This is a genomic window from Pseudomonas sp. PGPR40, assembly GCF_022014505.1.
Lineage (GTDB): Bacteria > Pseudomonadota > Gammaproteobacteria > Pseudomonadales > Pseudomonadaceae > Aquipseudomonas.
Genome location: NZ_JAKLSP010000019.1, coordinates 47,960 through 64,582, shown reverse-complemented (window position 1 = coordinate 64,582; position 16,623 = coordinate 47,960). Strand labels below are relative to the sequence as shown.

Here is a 16,623-nt window from a genome sequence, read left to right as displayed (position 1 = left end):
AAACCGTTACTCGGCCAGCACCTGACCAATCGTCGGGTCCTTGAACAAGCGGGTCAACGCATCACTCAACACATCACTGACCAGCTTGGTGTTGGTTTCCTGATTCGGCGCCATGCCAAAACGCTGATCCAGCGACGCACCATAGCGACCGCTGTAACGACGGTTGGCATTCTGCACATCCGAACGGAACGTCGCGCCAATCGTTGCCTCAGTTACATACAGGCCTTCCTTGGGCGACTGATACTTCAGCTCGGCCAAGGTCACCGTCAATTGCGGTGCATTCAGCGCATTGGCCGTCGGGGTAAAGCCCAGCAAGCGCACGGCCGCTTCAGCCTGAGCCTGCAGTTTCGGCAGAATCTGCGCGCCCTGCACGGTGATCGCACTGGTCTCCGGATACAGACCACCACGGGTCCCCAACGTTGGCGACGGACGACCGTCCACCACACGCACCACCACCGGCTGACCACGGCCGACCGGCGCCAGCTGAGCTGTCAGCTTGGGTTCCGGGTTCAGTTGTTGCGGGCTGTGGGCGCAGCCGACGAGGGTCAAACTGGTCACAGTGATCAAACCGAACAACAGGCGTTGCAACATGCTCTTCTCTCCAGAATCAGGCACAAACAGGCCCGCAGTATAGCGGTGCGCCACTGCGGCGAACCAGCGTCCGGCAACGATTACCAAATTCTCTGACAAACCCCGGCGCAGCGCGGTTCCTGTCACACATCTGTCACCGACCTTACACACGCACGTCATCGCTCACTGGCAACCTTCACAGCAGTCACCCCACAAGGTACTTTGCCATGCGTTTTCTCATCTCAATGTTCGCGCCACGTCCACTGCATCGCTGTTTTGCCCTGCTTGACCGCGATGGCCGTTGCCAGGCATTCAAACAGTGCAGCCTGCAGCCGATGGGCGATGGCTGGGTCGAAATCGAAGAGATCCGTCTCAACTGGCTGCACCATCCCCTGCCCACCAGCGCCCGTGTCAGCCAGCGCCAGCCACGTGCTCGTGCGCAACAACTCTTGACCACCTGACCAGACGCTTAATAAAAGTCATTAAACACGACCATTTCCCTGCGTTTCTTCGTTACAATCTCCCCCCGATTATAAGGACGTCTCCTGATCGGGCCTCGCAGCACCGTCAATGCCTCGGTATTGACACCCCCGCACCGCCCACAGAGAGCCGCCCACACAGATCGAGTGAAGCTGGCGCGCTTGCTGTTTCTTAAGCAAAACACCACTTTTCGCGAATCTGCAGAGCTGTCATTACGCTCGGTCACTGAGCTGTTTGCCCGTTTTGCCTGTCATGTACCCCATGGCGGCAATCCATCCGGGCACGGTGCCAGGCTGGGACAGCCCTTTTTTGAGGTTCACGTCTTCAAAAGAGCGTGAAAAAAACGGGTTTTCACAACTTCACAAGAGTGTGGCGAGCAAATGAATAGTTTTGCGTCTGAACATGCACCATTAGCGTCTACAACAGCCCAACGACACAGGACCGAGTATTCCTCGAACACCGGAGCCTGAAGCCTGTCCGCTACGGATTTGGTTGCACAAACGGATGTCTCGACCATAAGTCGAATTGCCAGCCGCGCGCCGAAATGAGTTCATGTGACTCTTGAGGCCAGGCCGCATGCATCCGTCGAAGTTGCAAAAAATTGCGAAGATTCGGACATGGCGATCCTGGCCATGGGTACCAGGGGCATCACTGACACGCCCCGGAACGCCTGGCAGCTATGCCGACAATTTGGTGCTGTAGATTTTGGAGACGCGTTAAAATGGCGCATAACGAAGCAGTCGACGTAGTACTGGTTGGGGCCGGCATCATGAGTGCCACCCTGGCTGTACTGCTCAAAGAGCTCGACCCCGCGATCAAGCTGGAAGTCGTCGAGCTGATGGATTCCGGTGCTGCGGAGAGTTCCAATCCGTGGAACAACGCCGGTACCGGTCACGCCGGGCTGTGTGAGCTGAACTACACGCCACAGGCCGCCGACGGCACCGTCGACATCAAGAAAGCCGTGCACATCAACACCCAGTTCGAGGTGTCGAAGCAGTTCTGGTCCTACCTGACCAAGAAAGGCACGTTCGGCTCGTGCAAGTCGTTCATCAGCCCGGTGCCGCACCTGAGCTTCGTGCAGGGCGACGATGGCGTCTCCTTCCTCAAGGAACGTTTCAAGACGCTGAGCAAACACCACGCCTTCTCGGACATGGAATACACCGAAGACAAGGCCAAAATGGCCGAGTGGATGCCGTTGATGATGCCGGGCCGCCCGGCTGACGAAGTCGTCGCCGCCACCCGCGTGATGAACGGCACCGACGTCAACTTCGGCGCCCTGACCAACCAATTGCTCAAGCACCTGACCAGCGCCCCCGATGCCCAGGTCAAGTACTGCAAGCGTGTGACCGGCCTGAAACGTAACAACGGTGGCTGGACTGTCAGCATCAAGGACGTCAACAGCGGCAATACCCGTGATGTCGATGCGAAGTTCGTGTTCCTTGGCGCCGGCGGTGCGGCACTGCCACTGCTGCAAGCTTCGGGCATTGAAGAAAGCAAAGGCTTCGGCGGTTTCCCGATCAGCGGCCAATGGCTGCGTTGCGACAACCCTGAAGTGGTCAAGCACCACCAGGCCAAGGTCTACAGCCAGGCAGCGGTAGGTTCGCCACCGATGTCCGTGCCGCACCTGGACACCCGCGTGGTCGATGGCAAGAAGTCCCTGCTGTTCGGACCTTACGCCGGTTTCACCACCAAGTTCCTCAAGCACGGTTCGTTCATGGACCTGCCGCTGTCGGTTCGCGCCAGCAACATCGGCCCGATGCTGGCCGTGGCCAAGAACAACATGGACCTGACCAAGTACCTGGTCAGCGAAGTGATGCAGTCAATGGAACAGCGCCTGGAATCCCTGCGTCGTTTCTATCCATTGGCGAAAGCCGAAGACTGGCGCCTGGAAGTGGCCGGCCAACGGGTGCAGATCATCAAGAAGGACCCGAAGAAAGGCGGCGTTCTGCAGTTCGGTACCGAACTGGTCGCGGCCAAGGACGGTTCCCTTGCCGCCCTGCTCGGCGCCTCGCCAGGCGCGTCGGTGACTGTTTCGATCATGCTTGAGCTGATCGAGAAATGTTTCCCGAACAAAGCGTCCGGTGAATGGGCTGCCAAACTGGCGGAAATCTTCCCGGCTCGGGAAAAGGTTCTGGAAACCGACGCTGCGCTGTATCGCAAGATCAATGCGCACAACAATGTCGCGCTGGAACTGGTTGAAGCCAGTAACGAGACCGAAAGCTACGCTTGATTCGGCCGCATAAAAAACGCCCCGTCCTCATTGAGGGCGGGGCGTTTTTTTATGGGCTGTGCAACAGATGGCCTTAAGATCCTCGGTGTTAGTTACACCGCCTTCGCGAGCAAGCCCGCTCCCACAATGATCGGCGTACACAAATCAAATGTGGGAGCGGGCTTGCTCGCGAAGGGGCCAGCACAAGCACTAACCAATTCAGGGCAACAACCAGTGTGCCTGAGGTTAACCGCGAGCCTTGCTGATCAGCTCGATGTACTCGGCCGCGTTGCGCTGATCCTTGATCAGGGCGACGAAGTCATTGCCGTGCTCATCCTTGCCATCCAGGTCCAGGCCAGCTTCAACAAAGAACGTCAGAAAACGCTCGAAATCATCGATGCGCAGGCCGCGGTACGCCTTGATCAGTTTGTGCAGCGACGGTGAAGTGGCGTCGACCGGCTCGAAATCGAGGAACAGCTTGATCTGCGCATCGCCGATCTCGTCACCAATCACTTGCTTCTTATCTTTACGCATTGCCGACTCCAGCTCGCAGACATTTCACGGGGCGGGCAGTTTACCCCTCCCTTGGCGCCGGGCTCAACGCGGACGCACGGCACCGGTGTGCAGATCGGCCCAGATATGGCCGTTGGCGTAGCTGAGGAACTGGCAATACACCGTGTCGTTGCGCAGCAAGTCGATCACCACTCGGTATTGGGCGAGGGGGTAATAGAGGGTCAAGGTTTTGCTTTTTTCGTCGTAGATCGGCTTTTTCAGGCTTTTGCTTTCACCATCGAAGTTAACCAGCACCTGGCTGATGGTCGCGCCCTTGTTCAAGGATTTGCCCTTGAGCCGGATCAGCAATGGCGATGTGACCGGGATTGGCTGTTGGTTGGACTGGCGCTGGCTGCCGATCACCACCGAATACTCGGTAACCTGCAACAATTGCTGCTGCTCCGGTTCAGCGTCACGCAGGGTCAGGTCGTCCGGGGGTAAAAACTGCGCGTGCATCGGTGCCGGAGCGGCAGCCAAGGGCAGGCTGACGGTCAGCAACAGGGCGGCGCAGCTGCGGATCAAAAGGCTCATGAATGGCTCCGAGGGCGGGGCCGAGCACTCTAGCATGAGGATCAATCCGGCGAATAATCGATCCAGGTCAATACTCTGGAAGACAAGGCTGGGCATACTGAAAGAGCTTTCAGCCCTATTTCGACAGTGCGCCTTCTATTGTGGAGTACCCATGTCATTCTCCATGCCCCCGTTGTTCGCCGCCTGGCGTCAGACCTGGCGCGCAGGTTACAACCTCAGACGCTTGCGCGGCGACATCAGTGCCGGGGTGACGGTCGGGATTATCGCCATCCCTCTGGCCATGGCCCTGGCGATTGCGGTGGGGGTAGCGCCCCAGCAAGGTTTGTATACAGTGCTGATCGCCGCGCCACTGATCGCCCTGACGGGAGGCTCGCGCTTCAATGTCAGCGGACCGACAGCCGCATTCGTGGTGATACTGCTGCCGATCACCCAACAATATGGTCTGGGTGGCCTGCTGCTCTGCACCATGCTAGCCGGGGCAATCCTGATTGCCTTGGGACTGATTCGGGCCGGACGGCTGATTCAGTACATCCCTTATCCAGTGACCCTGGGCTTTACCGCCGGCATCGGCATTGTCATCGCCACGCTTCAACTAAAAGATTTACTGGGCCTGAGTACCACCGGACATGCCGAACATTACATCGAGCAATTAGGTGGGCTGCTCCAAGCGTTACCCAGCGCTCGCCTGGGGGACGGGATCATCGGTGTCATGTGCCTGGCAGTTCTGATCGTCTGGCCGCGTTTTGTGCCGAGAATTCCGGGGCATCTGGTGGCGCTGGCCGTCGGTGCATTGCTGGGAGTAGCACTGGAACGCGGCGGGTTACCGATTGCAACGCTGGGGGAACGCTTCAGCTATATCGTCGACGGCGTCAGTCACCCCGGCATACCGCCGTTTCTGCCGAGCTTCGACTGGCCGTGGAATCTGCCGGGCCCCTACGGCCAGCCGCTGCACTTGTCTTACGACTTGATCCGCCAATTAATGGCACCAGCCTTCGCCATCGCCATGCTCGGCGCCATCGAATCGTTATTGTGCGCGGTGGTGGCCGATGGCATGACGGGCAGCAAACACGACCCCAACGCCAAACTCCTGGGTCAAGGCCTGGGTAACCTGGTCGCACCGCTGTTCGGCGGCATTACCGCCACCGCGGCGATCGCTCGCAGCGCCACCAACGTGCGCAGCGGAGCGTTTTCGCCATTGGCGGCGATTATTCACAGCGCAGTGGTATTGCTGGCGATACTCGCCCTCGCGCCCCTGTTCAGCTACTTGCCGATGGCGGCGCTGGCGGCATTGCTGGTGATGGTGGCATGGAACATGAGCGAGGCCCGGCACGTCGTGCATACCCTGCGCATCGCACCACGCAGCGATGTACTGGTCTTGCTGACTTGCCTGAGCCTGACGGTGCTGTTCGATATGGTGCTGGCCGTCGCCGTCGGCCTGTTGCTGGCCGCCGGTTTGTTCATCAAACGCATGAGCGACCTCACGGACACCGCGGAATTGCCTCGCGAGTTCCATCAAGCCTTGCAGGATATGCCGGAGCATGTTCGTTGCTATGCGATACGTGGGCCGCTGTTTTTTGGCGCGGCGGAAAAAGCCCTGGGCGTACTGCGCAAATTCAGCCCTGAGGTCAAAGTGGTGATCGTCGAGATGAGCGCCGTGCCCATGCTGGACATGACAGCGCTGGCTGCCTTCGACAATATCCTCAGGGATTACCTCACCGACGGCATCGGCCTGATTCTGGTCGGAACCGCTCCACGGGTACGCCTGAAACTCAGGCGGGCGGGCATCCATCGGGAACAGCGCAAGTTGGCCTACGTGAATAACCTAGAACAGGCTCGACGCAAAAGCGAACGCTGGCTTGCCGGACAGAACTGAGCGCGCAGTTCAAGCAAACTGCGCACGCATCCCGATACCTTGCATTCAAGCTTTAACGTGCCTGCTGGCAAATCGCCCCCGGACAGTCATTCTGCTTACATGCCTTTAACGGCAAAAATCCCGTTGGCGTTGCGCCAGTAGCCTTTGTAGTCCATGCCGTAACCGAAGATGTAACGGTCGATGCACGGCAGGCCGACGAAATCGGCTTTCAGGTCCGGGCGAGCCTTGCGGTCGTGGTCCTTGTCGATCAGCACGGCAGTGTGCACGGCGCGGGCACCGGCGTGTTTGCAGAAGTCGATGATCGCGCCCAGGGTGTGACCTTCGTCGAGGATGTCGTCGATGATCAGTACGTCACGGTCGATGAACGAGACTTCCGGCTTGGCTTTCCAGAACAGCTCGCCGCCGCTGGTTTCGTTGCGATAACGGGTGGCGTGCAGGTAGGACGCTTCCAGCGGGAAGTTCAGATGCGTCAGCAGTTTGCCGGAGAAAATCAGCCCGCCGTTCATCACACAGAACACCACCGGGTTGCTGTCCGCCAGTTGATCGTTGATTTGCGCACCGACGCGGGCGATGGCCGCCTCGACTTCAGCTTCGGTGTACAGGCAGTCAGCCTCTCGCATGATTTGACGGATATGCTCGAGATCAGCGGACATGGCGCTCTCCAAGGGGGATTGAGGGGGAGGGTCGGATTCGGAAAAGCGGGCAAAGGTACGCATCAAGCGAGGCCAGATCAAGCGTTTGTGGACTAACGTTCTATATGTCTATAGGACAACACCCTCGGATAGATTAATCTGGGCCGGTTTTTTGCCCGCCTCCGGAGCCTTTCCCATGCCCATCCTCGAGATCCGCCATCCGCTGATCCGTCATAAACTTGGCCTCATGCGCCGCGCCGACATCAGCACGAAGAATTTTCGTGAGCTCGCTCAGGAAGTCGGTGCCCTGCTGACTTATGAAGCCACCAAAGACCTGCCGCTGGAAAGCTACGACATCGAAGGCTGGTGCGGCACGGTGTCGGTCGAGAAAATCGCCGGCAAGAAAATTACCGTGGTGCCGATCCTGCGTGCCGGTATCGGCATGCTCGAAGGTGTGTTGAGCCTGATCCCGGGCGCCAAAGTCAGCGCCGTGGGCGTGGCCCGCAACGAGGAAACCCTCGAAGCCCACACCTACCTTGAGAAACTGGTACCCGAAATCGACGAACGCCTGGCGATGATCATTGACCCGATGCTCGCCACCGGTGGTTCGATGGTCGCCACCATCGACCTGCTGAAAAAGGCCGGTTGCAAGGACATCCGCGCGATGGTGCTGGTCGCCGCGCCAGAAGGCATCGCCGTGGTCGAGAAGGCTCACCCGGACGTGATCATTTACACAGCTTCCATCGATCAAAAACTGAACGAACACGGTTACATCATCCCAGGCTTGGGCGATGCCGGTGACAAGATCTTCGGCACCAAGCAGAAGGACGCTTGAGCATGCAACAAGAGTTCAACGATCCGCTCTGGCGCACAGTGTTGTCGGGTGCGCAGATGCTGTTCGTGGCCTTTGGCGCGCTGGTGCTGATGCCGTTGATTACCGGCCTCGACCCGAACGTCGCGCTATTCACCGCAGGCCTTGGGACGATTCTGTTCCAGATCGTTACCGGGCGTCAGGTGCCGGTGTTCCTCGCCTCGAGCTTCGCCTTCATCACGCCGATCATTCTCGCCAAGGGCCAGTTTGGCCTGGCAGCGACCATGGGCGGTGTGATGGCGGCCGGTTTCGTCTACACCTTCCTCGGCCTTGCCGTGAAGATCAAAGGCACCGGGTTCATCGACCGTTTGCTGCCACCGGTGGTGATTGGCCCGGTAATCATCTCCATCGGCCTGGCCATGGCGCCGATCGCCGCCAACATGGCGATGGGCAAGGCCGGCGATGGCACCGAGCTGATTGCTTACCAGACGGCGATGTTGATCTCGATGCCGGCGCTGCTGACCACTCTGATCGTCGCGGTGTTCGGTAAAGGCATTTTCCGCCTGGTGCCAATCATCTCCGGTGTGCTGGTGGGGTTTGCCATGGCGTTCTATTTCGGGGTGGTCGACACCGCGAAGATTGCCGCTGCACCGTGGTTCGCGATTCCCCAGTTCACGGCGCCGGAATTCAACTGGCAGGCGATTCTGTTCATCGTTCCGGTGGCCCTGGCCCCTGCCATTGAGCATATCGGCGGCGTGATTGCAGTGGGTAGCGTGACTGGACGCGATTATTTGAAGAAGCCCGGCCTGCACCGCACCTTGCTCGGCGATGGCATTGCCACCACCGCCGCCGGCCTGTTTGGCGGCCCACCCAACACCACCTACGCCGAAGTGACCGGCGCGGTGATGCTGACCAAAAACTACAACCCGAAAATCATGACCTGGGCGGCGATCTTTGCGATCAGCCTGGCGTTCATCGGCAAATTCGGCGCCCTGCTGCAAAGCATCCCGGTGCCGGTGATGGGCGGGATTCTGTGCCTGTTGTTCGGTTCGATCGCTGCGGTGGGGATGAACACCATGATTCGCCACAAGATCGACTTGGGCGAAGCGCGCAATCTGGTGATTGTCTCGGTGACGTTGGTGTTCGGGATTGGCGGCGTGCTGATCGGTACAGGAACTGGCCCGGACGATTTCGGCCTCAAAGGCATCGCGCTGTGCGCGGTGGTGGCGATTGCGCTGAACCTGTTGCTGCCGGGCCATGACAGCTGGAAGCACAAGCAGGCGGATGAATCGCTGCTCTGAGTGAACTGATCGTTCCCACGCTCTGCGTGGGAATGCAGCCCGTGACGCTCCGCGTCACTGGACGCGGAGCGTCCCCAGAGGCGTTCCCACGCAGAGCGTGGGAACGATCATGACTACAGGGCTATCGGCGCTCTTTCACACAATGCGTTCAACGCCTTGGCCCACTGCGGATTCTCGTTGAGGCACGGCACCAGCACCAATTCCTCCCCTCCCGCTTCGCGGAATTGCTCTCTCCCGCGATCACCGATCTCTTCCAGCGTTTCGATGCAATCGGCGACAAACGCCGGGCACATCACCAGGACTTTCTTCACGCCACTTTTGGCCAACTCATCGAGGCGCGCTTCGGTGTAGGGTTCGATCCACTTGGCCCGCCCCAGACGCGACTGGAACGACACCGACCACTTGCCGTCCGGCAGGCCCATGCGCTTGGCAAACTCGGCGGCTGTGCGCAGACATTGACCGCGGTAACAGGTCGCGACCACTTCCGGCGGTGCCCCGGCGCAGCAATCGCTGCCACCTTCGAAGCTGTGTCCTGGATTAAGCTTCTTCAAGTGCCGTTCCGGCAAACCGTGGAAGCTCAATAACAGGTGATCGTAATCCTGCTCCAGATACGGTTGGGCACTGGCCACCAACGCATCGAGGTATTCCGGCTGATCGTAGAACGGCTGGAGAATCGAGAACTGCACGTCGAGTTTCTTCTCCCGCACCACCCGCCTGGCTTCTTCGATCACCGTGGTCACCGTGCTGTCGGCGAACTGCGGATAGAGCGGCGCCAGCGTCACTTTCTTGTGCCCCTGGGCAGCCAGCCGCACAAGTGCCGATTCAATCGATGGCTCGCCATAACGCATCGCCAACTCAACAGGTCCGTGGGTCCATTCCCGGGTCATGGCCTGTTGCAGACGACGGCTGAGCACCACCAGTGGCGAGCCGTCCGCCCACCAGATCGACGCATAAGCGTGGGCCGATTGCTCTGGACGCTTGATCAGAATCAATGACACCAGCAAACGCCGCACCGGCCATGGCAGGTCGATCACATACGGGTCCATCAGAAATTGATTGAGGTAACTGCGCACATCCGCCACCGAGGTGGAAGCGGGTGAACCCAGGTTGACCAGAAGCAACGCGTGATCGGTCATGCAACGTCCTATTTCTTAAGGCGGCTGGACACATCGTCCAACGCCGCGCGCAAATCGGTGAACTGGAAAGTGAAGCCCGCTTCCAGCAAGCGCGCCGGCATGGCCTTCTGACCACCCAGCAACAACAATGACAACTCGCCCAGGCCCACCTTCAACACGAGAGTCGGCATCGGCATGAACGCCGGACGATGCAACACGCTACCCAACGTTTGGGCGAACTCGCGATTGCGCACCGGTTTGGGCGCGCAGGCATTATATGGACCGCTGGCCTCATTGCGATGCAGAAGAAAATCAATCAGGGCAATTTGATCCTTGATATGAATCCACGACATCCACTGCCGACCGTTGCCGAGCGGCCCGCCCAGCCCCAGTTTGAACGGCAACAACAGCCGCGACAAAAAGCCGCCCTCGGCGGACAGCACCAACCCGGTACGGATGAGGATCACGCGAATGCCCAAGGCTTCGGCGCGCTGCGCGGTTTCCTCCCAGGCGACGCACAATTGGCTGGCGAAATCATCGATGACCGGTGGAGATTCTTCAGTCAATTCCCGCTCACCACCGTCGCCATACCAACCGATCGCGGAGCCGGAGATCAGCACCTGCGGTTTCTGCTCGCGGCTTTCGAGCCAGGCCAGCAGGGTTTCGGTCAGGGTGATCCGGCTGCTCCACAACAAGGTTTTGCGTTTATGAGTCCAGAGCCGATCGGCAATCGGCGCACCCGCGAGGTTGATAATGGCATCCACCGGCTCTTGACCCAGGTCCTCAAGCCGTGCGATTCCACGTACCTGAGTGCCACAGACTTGGGCGACTTTTGCAGGCGTGCGACTCCAGACCGTCAGGCGATGTCCCTGACTCAACCAGTGTCGGCAGAGTTGACGTCCTATCAAACCAGTACCGCCGGTCAGCAATATGTGCATGACATCTTCCTCGCGTGGCGTTTTACCCTGATCACTAGTCTATTTTTATAAGCAGGGATCTTTGGTATTGGGCAGGCTCTGTGCTTAACAATAGGCCAAGCTGTCAGAACGAGGACGCTAAAAGTTATACCAAAAAACAATATTGTACAGGTTTGAACCACGGCGTAGTCTGTACAGACAGGTAAACGAGGCCCCTATGACTGTACCTATCGCAATCATCGGCACCGGCATCGCCGGACTCTCAGCCGCCCAGGCCCTTACGGAGGCCGGGCATGTCGTTCAACTTTTCGATAAAAGCCGCGGCAGTGGCGGACGCATGTCGAGCAAGCGCAGCGATGCGGGTGCTCTGGACATGGGCGCGCAATATTTCACTGCCCGCGACCGCCGCTTCGTCACCGAAGTCCAGCGCTGGCAAGCCAACGGCTGGGTCGCCGTCTGGACGCCGCAGCTCTATACCTTTCACGGTGGCCAGCTCAGACCTTCGCCGGACGAACAGACTCGCTGGGTCGGCACGCCACGCATGAGCGCGATCACGCGCGGCCTGCTCGGTGATCTGGAAGTGCATTTCGCTTGCCGCATCACCGAGGTCTATCGCGGTGAAGAACATTGGCACCTGCAAGACGCCGATGGCTTCACTCACGGCCCGTTCAGCCATGTCGTTATCGCCACGCCAGCCCCTCAGGCGACCGCGCTGCTGGCGACCGCACCGAAACTCGCCGGGGCCGCCGCCGGGGTAAAAATGGAGCCGACCTGGGCTGTCGCCCTGGCGTTCGACACGCCACTGGAAACCGCCATCGAAGGTTGCTTCGTGCAGGACAGCCCTCTCGACTGGCTGGCACGTAACCGTAGCAAACCGGGACGCGACACCACCCTCGACACTTGGGTACTACACGCCACCAGCGCCTGGAGCCGGCAACATATCGACCTGTCCAAGGAAGCGGTGATCGAGCAATTGCATGGTGCCTTTGCCGAACTGCTGAACGACGCCATGCCTGCTCCGACTTTCAGCCTCGCCCACCGCTGGCTTTACGCCCGGCCGGCCAGCAGCCATGAGTGGGGTGCCTTGGCCGATGCTGATCTGGGCCTGTATGTGTGCGGCGACTGGTGCCTGTCTGGCCGTGTCGAAGGTGCCTGGCTCAGTGGTCAGGAAGCAGCCCGCAGACTGCACGAACATCTGCAGTGAATTGAATCAAATCCAGCCCATCGCTGCTGTCGACATGGGCAGCAGCCCCGCAAAAAACCTATACAAAAAATTTGACTTGTACACCTTTGAATCTATGATGAAGTCATGTTGTACAGATCTAATAATCTGTACAGGTCTGGATTCGAGGCGCTCCGATGCCCCCTACAGCCATGAAACCCAAAATCGCCATAAGCGCCTGCCTGATGGGAGCCGAAGTGCGTTACAACGGCGGGCACAAAGCATCGCGGCTGTGCAGCATTACCCTCACCGATTATTTCGATTTCGTCCCGGTATGCCCGGAAGTCGCCATTGGCCTGGGTATCCCTCGCGAACCGATCCGCCTGGTCGGCAACCCCGAGCACCCGGAGGCTGTCGGTACGATCAATCCTGAGATCAACGTCACCCGGCCGCTGGCCGAGTATGGCCAAAAAATGGCGATGGAATTGGGTGACATCTGCGGCTATATCTTCATGCAGAAATCCCCTTCGTGCGGGCTGGAACGGGTCAAGACCTACCACGCCAACGGCGCGCCAGTGGACGGTGGTAGCCGTGGTATCTACGCCCAAGCCTTCTGTGCGTTGCATCCTGATCTTCCAGTGGAAGAAGACGGCCGCCTCAACGACCCGGTGCTGCGGGAAAACTTCCTCACCCGAGTGTTCGCCTACAGCGCCTGGCAGCAGTTGTTGCAAACAGGCCTGACCCGTCATGGCCTCACTGACTTTCACGCGCGCTACAAATACCTGCTGATGGCCCATAACCCGGTGCAATACAAAACCTTGGGCAACTTCCTGGGCAACATGGGCCAGACTGATCCAGAAGTGCTTGGACCGCGCTATTTCAGCGAGCTGATGACAGCCCTGAAAAAATGCGCCACACGCCGCAGTCACACCAACGTGCTGCAGCACCTCAGCGGTTATCTCAAGCAAGCCATCAGTCCTGAAGACAAACAGGAAGTGCAGCACGTCATCGGCCAGTATCGCCAGGGCTTCGTGCCGCTGGTGGTGCCATTGACGCTGCTCAAACACTACTTTCGCCAACACCCGGATCCCTACATCGCGCAGCAGGTTTATCTGCAACCGCACCCGGAAAACCTCAGCCTGCGAAACGCGATTTAATGAAGAACCCACCGGACACCAGCGCCAGCGAAGACCTCGGCACCAACTTCAAGAAGGCCCTGGACGCTGGTTGGCTGCCCATTCGTGAAGTGGCCCGACAGACCGGGGTCAATGCCGTCACCTTGCGCGCCTGGGAACGCCGCTATGGGCTGATAGTGCCTCAGCGCACACCTAAGGGGCATCGGCTGTTCTGTGCCGAACACATTCAACGGATCCTGATGATCCTCACCTGGCTCAATCGCGGCGTAGCTGTCAGCCAGGTCAAACAGCTGCTCGACACGCCTTCAGGGCTTACCGACCCCGTCGGGAACGATTGGCTGGTGCTGCGCCAGATATTGCTGCAAGCGGTCACTCAGCTAGCCGAACGCACCCTCGATGACACAGTGAATCAGGCGATGGCGCTGTATCCACCGCGTACCTTGTGTGAAAAATTGTTGATGCCGTTGCTGGCGGAACTGGAACAACGCTGGCAAGGCCAGTTCGGCGCGCAGATGGAGCGGGTGTTTGTTTATTCCTGGTTGCGCAGCAAATTCGGCGCGAGGGTTTACCATAACAACCGTCAGTTGCGCACCGCGCCGCTGTTGCTGATCAATCACTCGGACCTGCCGCTGGAGCCTTATCTGTGGCTCACCGCCTGGCTGATCAGCAGCGTCGATTGCCCGGTGGAAGTCTTCGACTGGCCGCTCCCTGCCGGCGAGCTTGCGCTGGCAGTCGATCATCTGCAAGCCCGCGGCGTACTGCTGTATTCCAGCAAAGCCATGAATCTGTCGCAGCTGATGAAACTTCTGAATGGCGTCAGCTGCCCAAAAATGATTGCCGGACCGACGGTGTGCATTCACCACGCCGAGTTATCCGCAAGAACCGCCGCCATTGCCGACCTGTCCCTGGCCGAAGACCCGTTGTCGGCCCATCAGGGCCTCATTCAGCGAGGGCTCATTTAATGGCGTATTTCCAATGGATCGTGTGGATACCACCATGCAATTGATCTGGCTGCGCAGCGACTTGCGTCTACACGACAACACCGCCCTCTCGGCCGCCGCAACCCGCGGCCCGAGTGTGGCGGTGTATTTGCTGAGTCCACAGCAATGGCTGGCGCATGATGACGCACCGTGCAAAGTGGATTTCTGGCTGCGCAACCTGCGCGAATTACGCCCTGCGCTGGACGCCCTGAACATCCCGCTGCTGATTCGCAAAGCGTCCCGCTGGGATGAGGCACCGAAAGTCCTGCTCGAATTGTGTCAGCAACTGAAGATCGACGCGGTGCATGTCAACGAAGAATATGGCATTCATGAAACCCGTCGTGATGCGGCGGTGGCCCAAGTGCTGAAAGCCCAAGGCATCGACTTTTACAGTTACCTCGATCAACTGCTGTTCAAACCGGGCACCGTGCTGACCAGAACCGGCACCTATTTCCAGGTCTTCAGCCAGTTCCGCAAGGTCTGCTACGAACGCTTGCACGCATCATTGCCCAGATTGGTTACCGCCCCTGCCATCCAGGCTCCACTGGGTATCGCCAGCGACGAACCGCCCTCTCGTGTCGAGGGTTTCGACACGCCCAGCGATAGTTTGCGTGCTCTCTGGCCGGCCGGCGAAGCCGAGGCCAGACGCCGCCTCGAGACCTTTACCGACGCACAGATCGACTATTACCACAGCGAGCGCGATTTCCCGGCAAAACCCGGTACCAGCCAGCTCTCGGCCTACCTTACCGCCGGGGTCATCTCCCCTCGTCAGTGTCTGCACGCCGCGTTGCGCAGTAATCAGGGTGAGTTCGAAAGCGGCAAGGCCGGTGCGGTCAGCTGGATCAACGAGTTGCTGTGGCGTGAATTCTACAAACACATTCTGGTGGGTTATCCACGGGTCTCCCGGCACCGCGCCTTCCGCCCGGAAACCGAAGCCCTGGCCTGGCGTGACGCCCCTGAAGAACTCAAAGCCTGGCAACAAGCCCGTACCGGCCTGCCGATCATCGATGCCGCCATGCGCCAATTGCTGGAGACCGGCTGGATGCACAACCGTTTGCGCATGGTCGTGGCAATGTTCCTGACCAAAAATTTGCTGATCGACTGGCGTGAAGGCGAACGTTTCTTCATGCAGCATCTGATTGACGGCGACTTGGCGGCAAACAACGGTGGTTGGCAGTGGAGTTCGTCCACCGGCACCGATTCGGCGCCCTACTTCCGGATTTTCAACCCACTGAGCCAGTCGGAGAAGTTCGATGCCGAAGGGGTTTTCATCAAGCATTGGTTGCCGCAGATCAATGAAATGAACGAAAAAGACCTGCACAATCGCGCGAAACTCGATGGATTGTTCGGTGTGATGGATTATCCATCGCCTATCGTCAATCTGAACAGTTCCCGCGAACGGGCCTTGGCGGCGTTCAAGAACCTGCCGTCACGACAAGGTTTACCGCTACCGGAATGATCGCTGATGCCGCAGCGTTACGTTATGAACACGGTATTGAGCCGGGAAATCATCTGGTTAAAAAGGGAATTGCGATGAATCTTAAACCTCCAAGGCGATACTGGCTGACCGGCACCAGCAACGGTATTGGTGCCGCGCTGGCCGAAGAAATACTCAAAACCGGTGCCCACCTGGCTGCCAGCTCCCGCTCGTTGGCGCCATTGGAAGCCCTGTCTCAGCGTTATCCCGGACAGGTACTGGTGGTCGCGGGGGATTTGACCAACGGTCAAAGAGTGCGCGAAATCGGCGAGCAGATTGCCAAGGAATGGGGGTCTCTGGACACCATGATTCTCAACGCAGGCACCTGCGAATACGTCGATGCCAATCAGTTCGATGCGTCAATCATCGAGCACATCGTGCGTACCAACCTGCTTGCCAGCAGCTATTGCATCGAAGCTGCCCGCCCCCTGCTGCGGGCGGGCACTGCGCCGCATCTGGTGGGCATGGCCAGCTTAGTGACCTGGCTGCCCCTGCCACGAGCCGAATCCTGCGATGATTCAAAGCCCGGGTTACGTCATCTATTCGAGTCCTTGCGCATCGAAGTAGCGCCTGAAAACATCGAAATGACCATCGTCAGCCCAGGACTTATCGATATCCCCTTGAGCAACGACGCTCCGGAGTACCTTGACTGGTCGGCGGACAAAACTGCGCGATACCTCTTCGACATGCTCAAGCATCGTCCCCTGGAACTCCCCTTACCGGAGTTGCTCATGCCTGTCCTTTGGCCTCTGCCGCAAAAGCCCGGCCAGACGGAACTGGCAATCGACAAGCGCATGGAGCGAGACAATCCGCCGATCGAGGATCTGCCGTGAAGCCTGAGCGTCCGTCAGGCCTTTCACACAGCGCGGGCCCACTG

At 59.0% G+C, this 16,623-nt stretch carries 16 protein-coding genes; 10 read left to right on the top strand and 6 right to left on the bottom strand.

The window, feature by feature from the left end; genetic code table 11:
• Nucleotides 1-6: 6 nt before the first annotated feature.
• Nucleotides 7-591, bottom strand: coding sequence for a YajG family lipoprotein (locus MEB48_RS17270; protein WP_007905851.1), 585 nt, complete (start codon nt 589-591; stop codon nt 7-9).
• Between the two features lie 206 nt (nt 592-797).
• Here MEB48_RS17270 and MEB48_RS17265 point away from each other — a divergent pair, with 206 nt between their 5' ends.
• Together MEB48_RS17265 and mqo are read left to right on the top strand one after the other, a co-directional pair.
• On the top strand, nt 798-1,031 hold the full coding sequence (locus tag MEB48_RS17265; protein ID WP_237885265.1) for a hypothetical protein: 234 nt from the start codon (nt 798-800) through the stop codon (nt 1,029-1,031).
• A gap of 740 nt (nt 1,032-1,771) precedes the next feature.
• Nucleotides 1,772-3,280: a malate dehydrogenase (quinone) gene (gene mqo, locus MEB48_RS17260; RefSeq protein ID WP_237885264.1), complete on the top strand. Its 1,509-nt coding sequence runs from the start codon at nt 1,772-1,774 to the stop codon at nt 3,278-3,280.
• 225 nt (nt 3,281-3,505) lie between these two features.
• Here mqo and MEB48_RS17255 read toward each other — a convergent pair whose 3' ends face one another.
• Nucleotides 3,506-3,793 (bottom strand): PA4642 family protein, encoded by a 288-nt coding sequence (locus tag MEB48_RS17255; RefSeq protein WP_237885263.1) that lies wholly within the window; start codon nt 3,791-3,793, stop codon nt 3,506-3,508.
• 63 nt (nt 3,794-3,856) lie between these two features.
• Complete coding sequence (locus MEB48_RS17250) at nt 3,857-4,342, bottom strand: hypothetical protein (protein ID WP_237885262.1); 486 nt, start codon at nt 4,340-4,342, stop codon at nt 3,857-3,859.
• A 151-nt stretch (nt 4,343-4,493) separates the two neighbouring features.
• Here MEB48_RS17250 and dauA point away from each other — a divergent pair, with 151 nt between their 5' ends.
• Nucleotides 4,494-6,215: a C4-dicarboxylic acid transporter DauA gene (gene dauA / locus MEB48_RS17245; RefSeq protein ID WP_237885261.1), complete on the top strand. Its 1,722-nt coding sequence runs from the start codon at nt 4,494-4,496 to the stop codon at nt 6,213-6,215.
• 95 nt (nt 6,216-6,310) lie between these two features.
• Here dauA and MEB48_RS17240 read toward each other — a convergent pair whose 3' ends face one another.
• On the bottom strand, nt 6,311-6,868 hold the full coding sequence (locus MEB48_RS17240; protein WP_095051181.1) for a hypoxanthine-guanine phosphoribosyltransferase: 558 nt from the start codon (nt 6,866-6,868) through the stop codon (nt 6,311-6,313).
• 175 nt (nt 6,869-7,043) lie between these two features.
• Between MEB48_RS17240 and upp the strand changes: the two genes are divergently transcribed.
• Nucleotides 7,044-7,682 (top strand): uracil phosphoribosyltransferase, encoded by a 639-nt coding sequence (gene upp, locus MEB48_RS17235; RefSeq protein WP_030129730.1) that lies wholly within the window; start codon nt 7,044-7,046, stop codon nt 7,680-7,682.
• 2 nt (nt 7,683-7,684) lie between these two features.
• On the top strand, nt 7,685-8,959 hold the full coding sequence (locus tag MEB48_RS17230; protein WP_237885260.1) for a uracil-xanthine permease family protein: 1,275 nt from the start codon (nt 7,685-7,687) through the stop codon (nt 8,957-8,959).
• Nucleotides 8,960-9,072: 113 nt separating this feature from the next.
• Here MEB48_RS17230 and hemH read toward each other — a convergent pair whose 3' ends face one another.
• Both hemH and MEB48_RS17220 read right to left on the bottom strand, forming a co-directional pair.
• Nucleotides 9,073-10,095, bottom strand: a complete 1,023-nt coding sequence (hemH, locus tag MEB48_RS17225) for a ferrochelatase (protein ID WP_237885259.1) — start codon at nt 10,093-10,095, stop codon at nt 9,073-9,075.
• Nucleotides 10,096-10,103: 8 nt separating this feature from the next.
• Nucleotides 10,104-11,012 carry a TIGR01777 family oxidoreductase gene (locus MEB48_RS17220; protein ID WP_237885258.1) on the bottom strand — a complete coding sequence of 303 codons (909 nt, stop codon included), beginning with the start codon at nt 11,010-11,012 and terminating at the stop codon, nt 10,104-10,106.
• A 196-nt stretch (nt 11,013-11,208) separates the two neighbouring features.
• Between MEB48_RS17220 and MEB48_RS17215 the strand changes: the two genes are divergently transcribed.
• From MEB48_RS17215 to MEB48_RS17195, 5 genes are all read left to right on the top strand, one after another.
• Nucleotides 11,209-12,195 (top strand): NAD(P)/FAD-dependent oxidoreductase, encoded by a 987-nt coding sequence (locus MEB48_RS17215; RefSeq protein ID WP_237885257.1) that lies wholly within the window; start codon nt 11,209-11,211, stop codon nt 12,193-12,195.
• 155 nt (nt 12,196-12,350) lie between these two features.
• Complete coding sequence (locus MEB48_RS17210) at nt 12,351-13,310, top strand: YbgA family protein (RefSeq protein ID WP_237885256.1); 960 nt, start codon at nt 12,351-12,353, stop codon at nt 13,308-13,310.
• The gene (locus MEB48_RS17205; protein WP_237885255.1) at nt 13,310-14,251 is read left to right on the top strand and encodes a MerR family transcriptional regulator; all 942 of its coding nucleotides are present in this window, start codon (nt 13,310-13,312) and stop codon (nt 14,249-14,251) included. Before MEB48_RS17210 ends, MEB48_RS17205 begins: the two co-directional genes overlap by 1 nt.
• A 34-nt stretch (nt 14,252-14,285) precedes the next feature.
• Nucleotides 14,286-15,728, top strand: a complete 1,443-nt coding sequence (gene phrB, locus MEB48_RS17200) for a deoxyribodipyrimidine photo-lyase (protein WP_237885254.1) — start codon at nt 14,286-14,288, stop codon at nt 15,726-15,728.
• 74 nt (nt 15,729-15,802) lie between these two features.
• Nucleotides 15,803-16,579 (top strand): SDR family NAD(P)-dependent oxidoreductase, encoded by a 777-nt coding sequence (locus MEB48_RS17195; RefSeq protein ID WP_237885253.1) that lies wholly within the window; start codon nt 15,803-15,805, stop codon nt 16,577-16,579.
• Nucleotides 16,580-16,623 lie beyond the last annotated feature (44 nt).

What these genes read in the sequence shown, in the direction of transcription:
- MEB48_RS17270 (WP_007905851.1), bottom strand. Translation starts at nt 591, where the DNA reads ATGTTGCAACGCCTGTTGTTCGGTTTGATCACTGTGACCAGTTTGACC.
- MEB48_RS17265 (WP_237885265.1), top strand. Translation starts at nt 798, where the DNA reads ATGCGTTTTCTCATCTCAATGTTCGCGCCACGTCCACTGCATCGCTGT.
- mqo (WP_237885264.1), top strand. Translation starts at nt 1,772, where the DNA reads ATGGCGCATAACGAAGCAGTCGACGTAGTACTGGTTGGGGCCGGCATC.
- MEB48_RS17255 (WP_237885263.1), bottom strand. Translation starts at nt 3,793, where the DNA reads ATGCGTAAAGATAAGAAGCAAGTGATTGGTGACGAGATCGGCGATGCG.
- MEB48_RS17250 (WP_237885262.1), bottom strand. Translation starts at nt 4,342, where the DNA reads ATGAGCCTTTTGATCCGCAGCTGCGCCGCCCTGTTGCTGACCGTCAGC.
- dauA (WP_237885261.1), top strand. Translation starts at nt 4,494, where the DNA reads ATGTCATTCTCCATGCCCCCGTTGTTCGCCGCCTGGCGTCAGACCTGG.
- MEB48_RS17240 (WP_095051181.1), bottom strand. Translation starts at nt 6,868, where the DNA reads ATGTCCGCTGATCTCGAGCATATCCGTCAAATCATGCGAGAGGCTGAC.
- upp (WP_030129730.1), top strand. Translation starts at nt 7,044, where the DNA reads ATGCCCATCCTCGAGATCCGCCATCCGCTGATCCGTCATAAACTTGGC.
- MEB48_RS17230 (WP_237885260.1), top strand. Translation starts at nt 7,685, where the DNA reads ATGCAACAAGAGTTCAACGATCCGCTCTGGCGCACAGTGTTGTCGGGT.
- hemH (WP_237885259.1), bottom strand. Translation starts at nt 10,095, where the DNA reads ATGACCGATCACGCGTTGCTTCTGGTCAACCTGGGTTCACCCGCTTCC.
- MEB48_RS17220 (WP_237885258.1), bottom strand. Translation starts at nt 11,012, where the DNA reads ATGCACATATTGCTGACCGGCGGTACTGGTTTGATAGGACGTCAACTC.
- MEB48_RS17215 (WP_237885257.1), top strand. Translation starts at nt 11,209, where the DNA reads ATGACTGTACCTATCGCAATCATCGGCACCGGCATCGCCGGACTCTCA.
- MEB48_RS17210 (WP_237885256.1), top strand. Translation starts at nt 12,351, where the DNA reads ATGCCCCCTACAGCCATGAAACCCAAAATCGCCATAAGCGCCTGCCTG.
- MEB48_RS17205 (WP_237885255.1), top strand. Translation starts at nt 13,310, where the DNA reads ATGAAGAACCCACCGGACACCAGCGCCAGCGAAGACCTCGGCACCAAC.
- phrB (WP_237885254.1), top strand. Translation starts at nt 14,286, where the DNA reads ATGCAATTGATCTGGCTGCGCAGCGACTTGCGTCTACACGACAACACC.
- MEB48_RS17195 (WP_237885253.1), top strand. Translation starts at nt 15,803, where the DNA reads ATGAATCTTAAACCTCCAAGGCGATACTGGCTGACCGGCACCAGCAAC.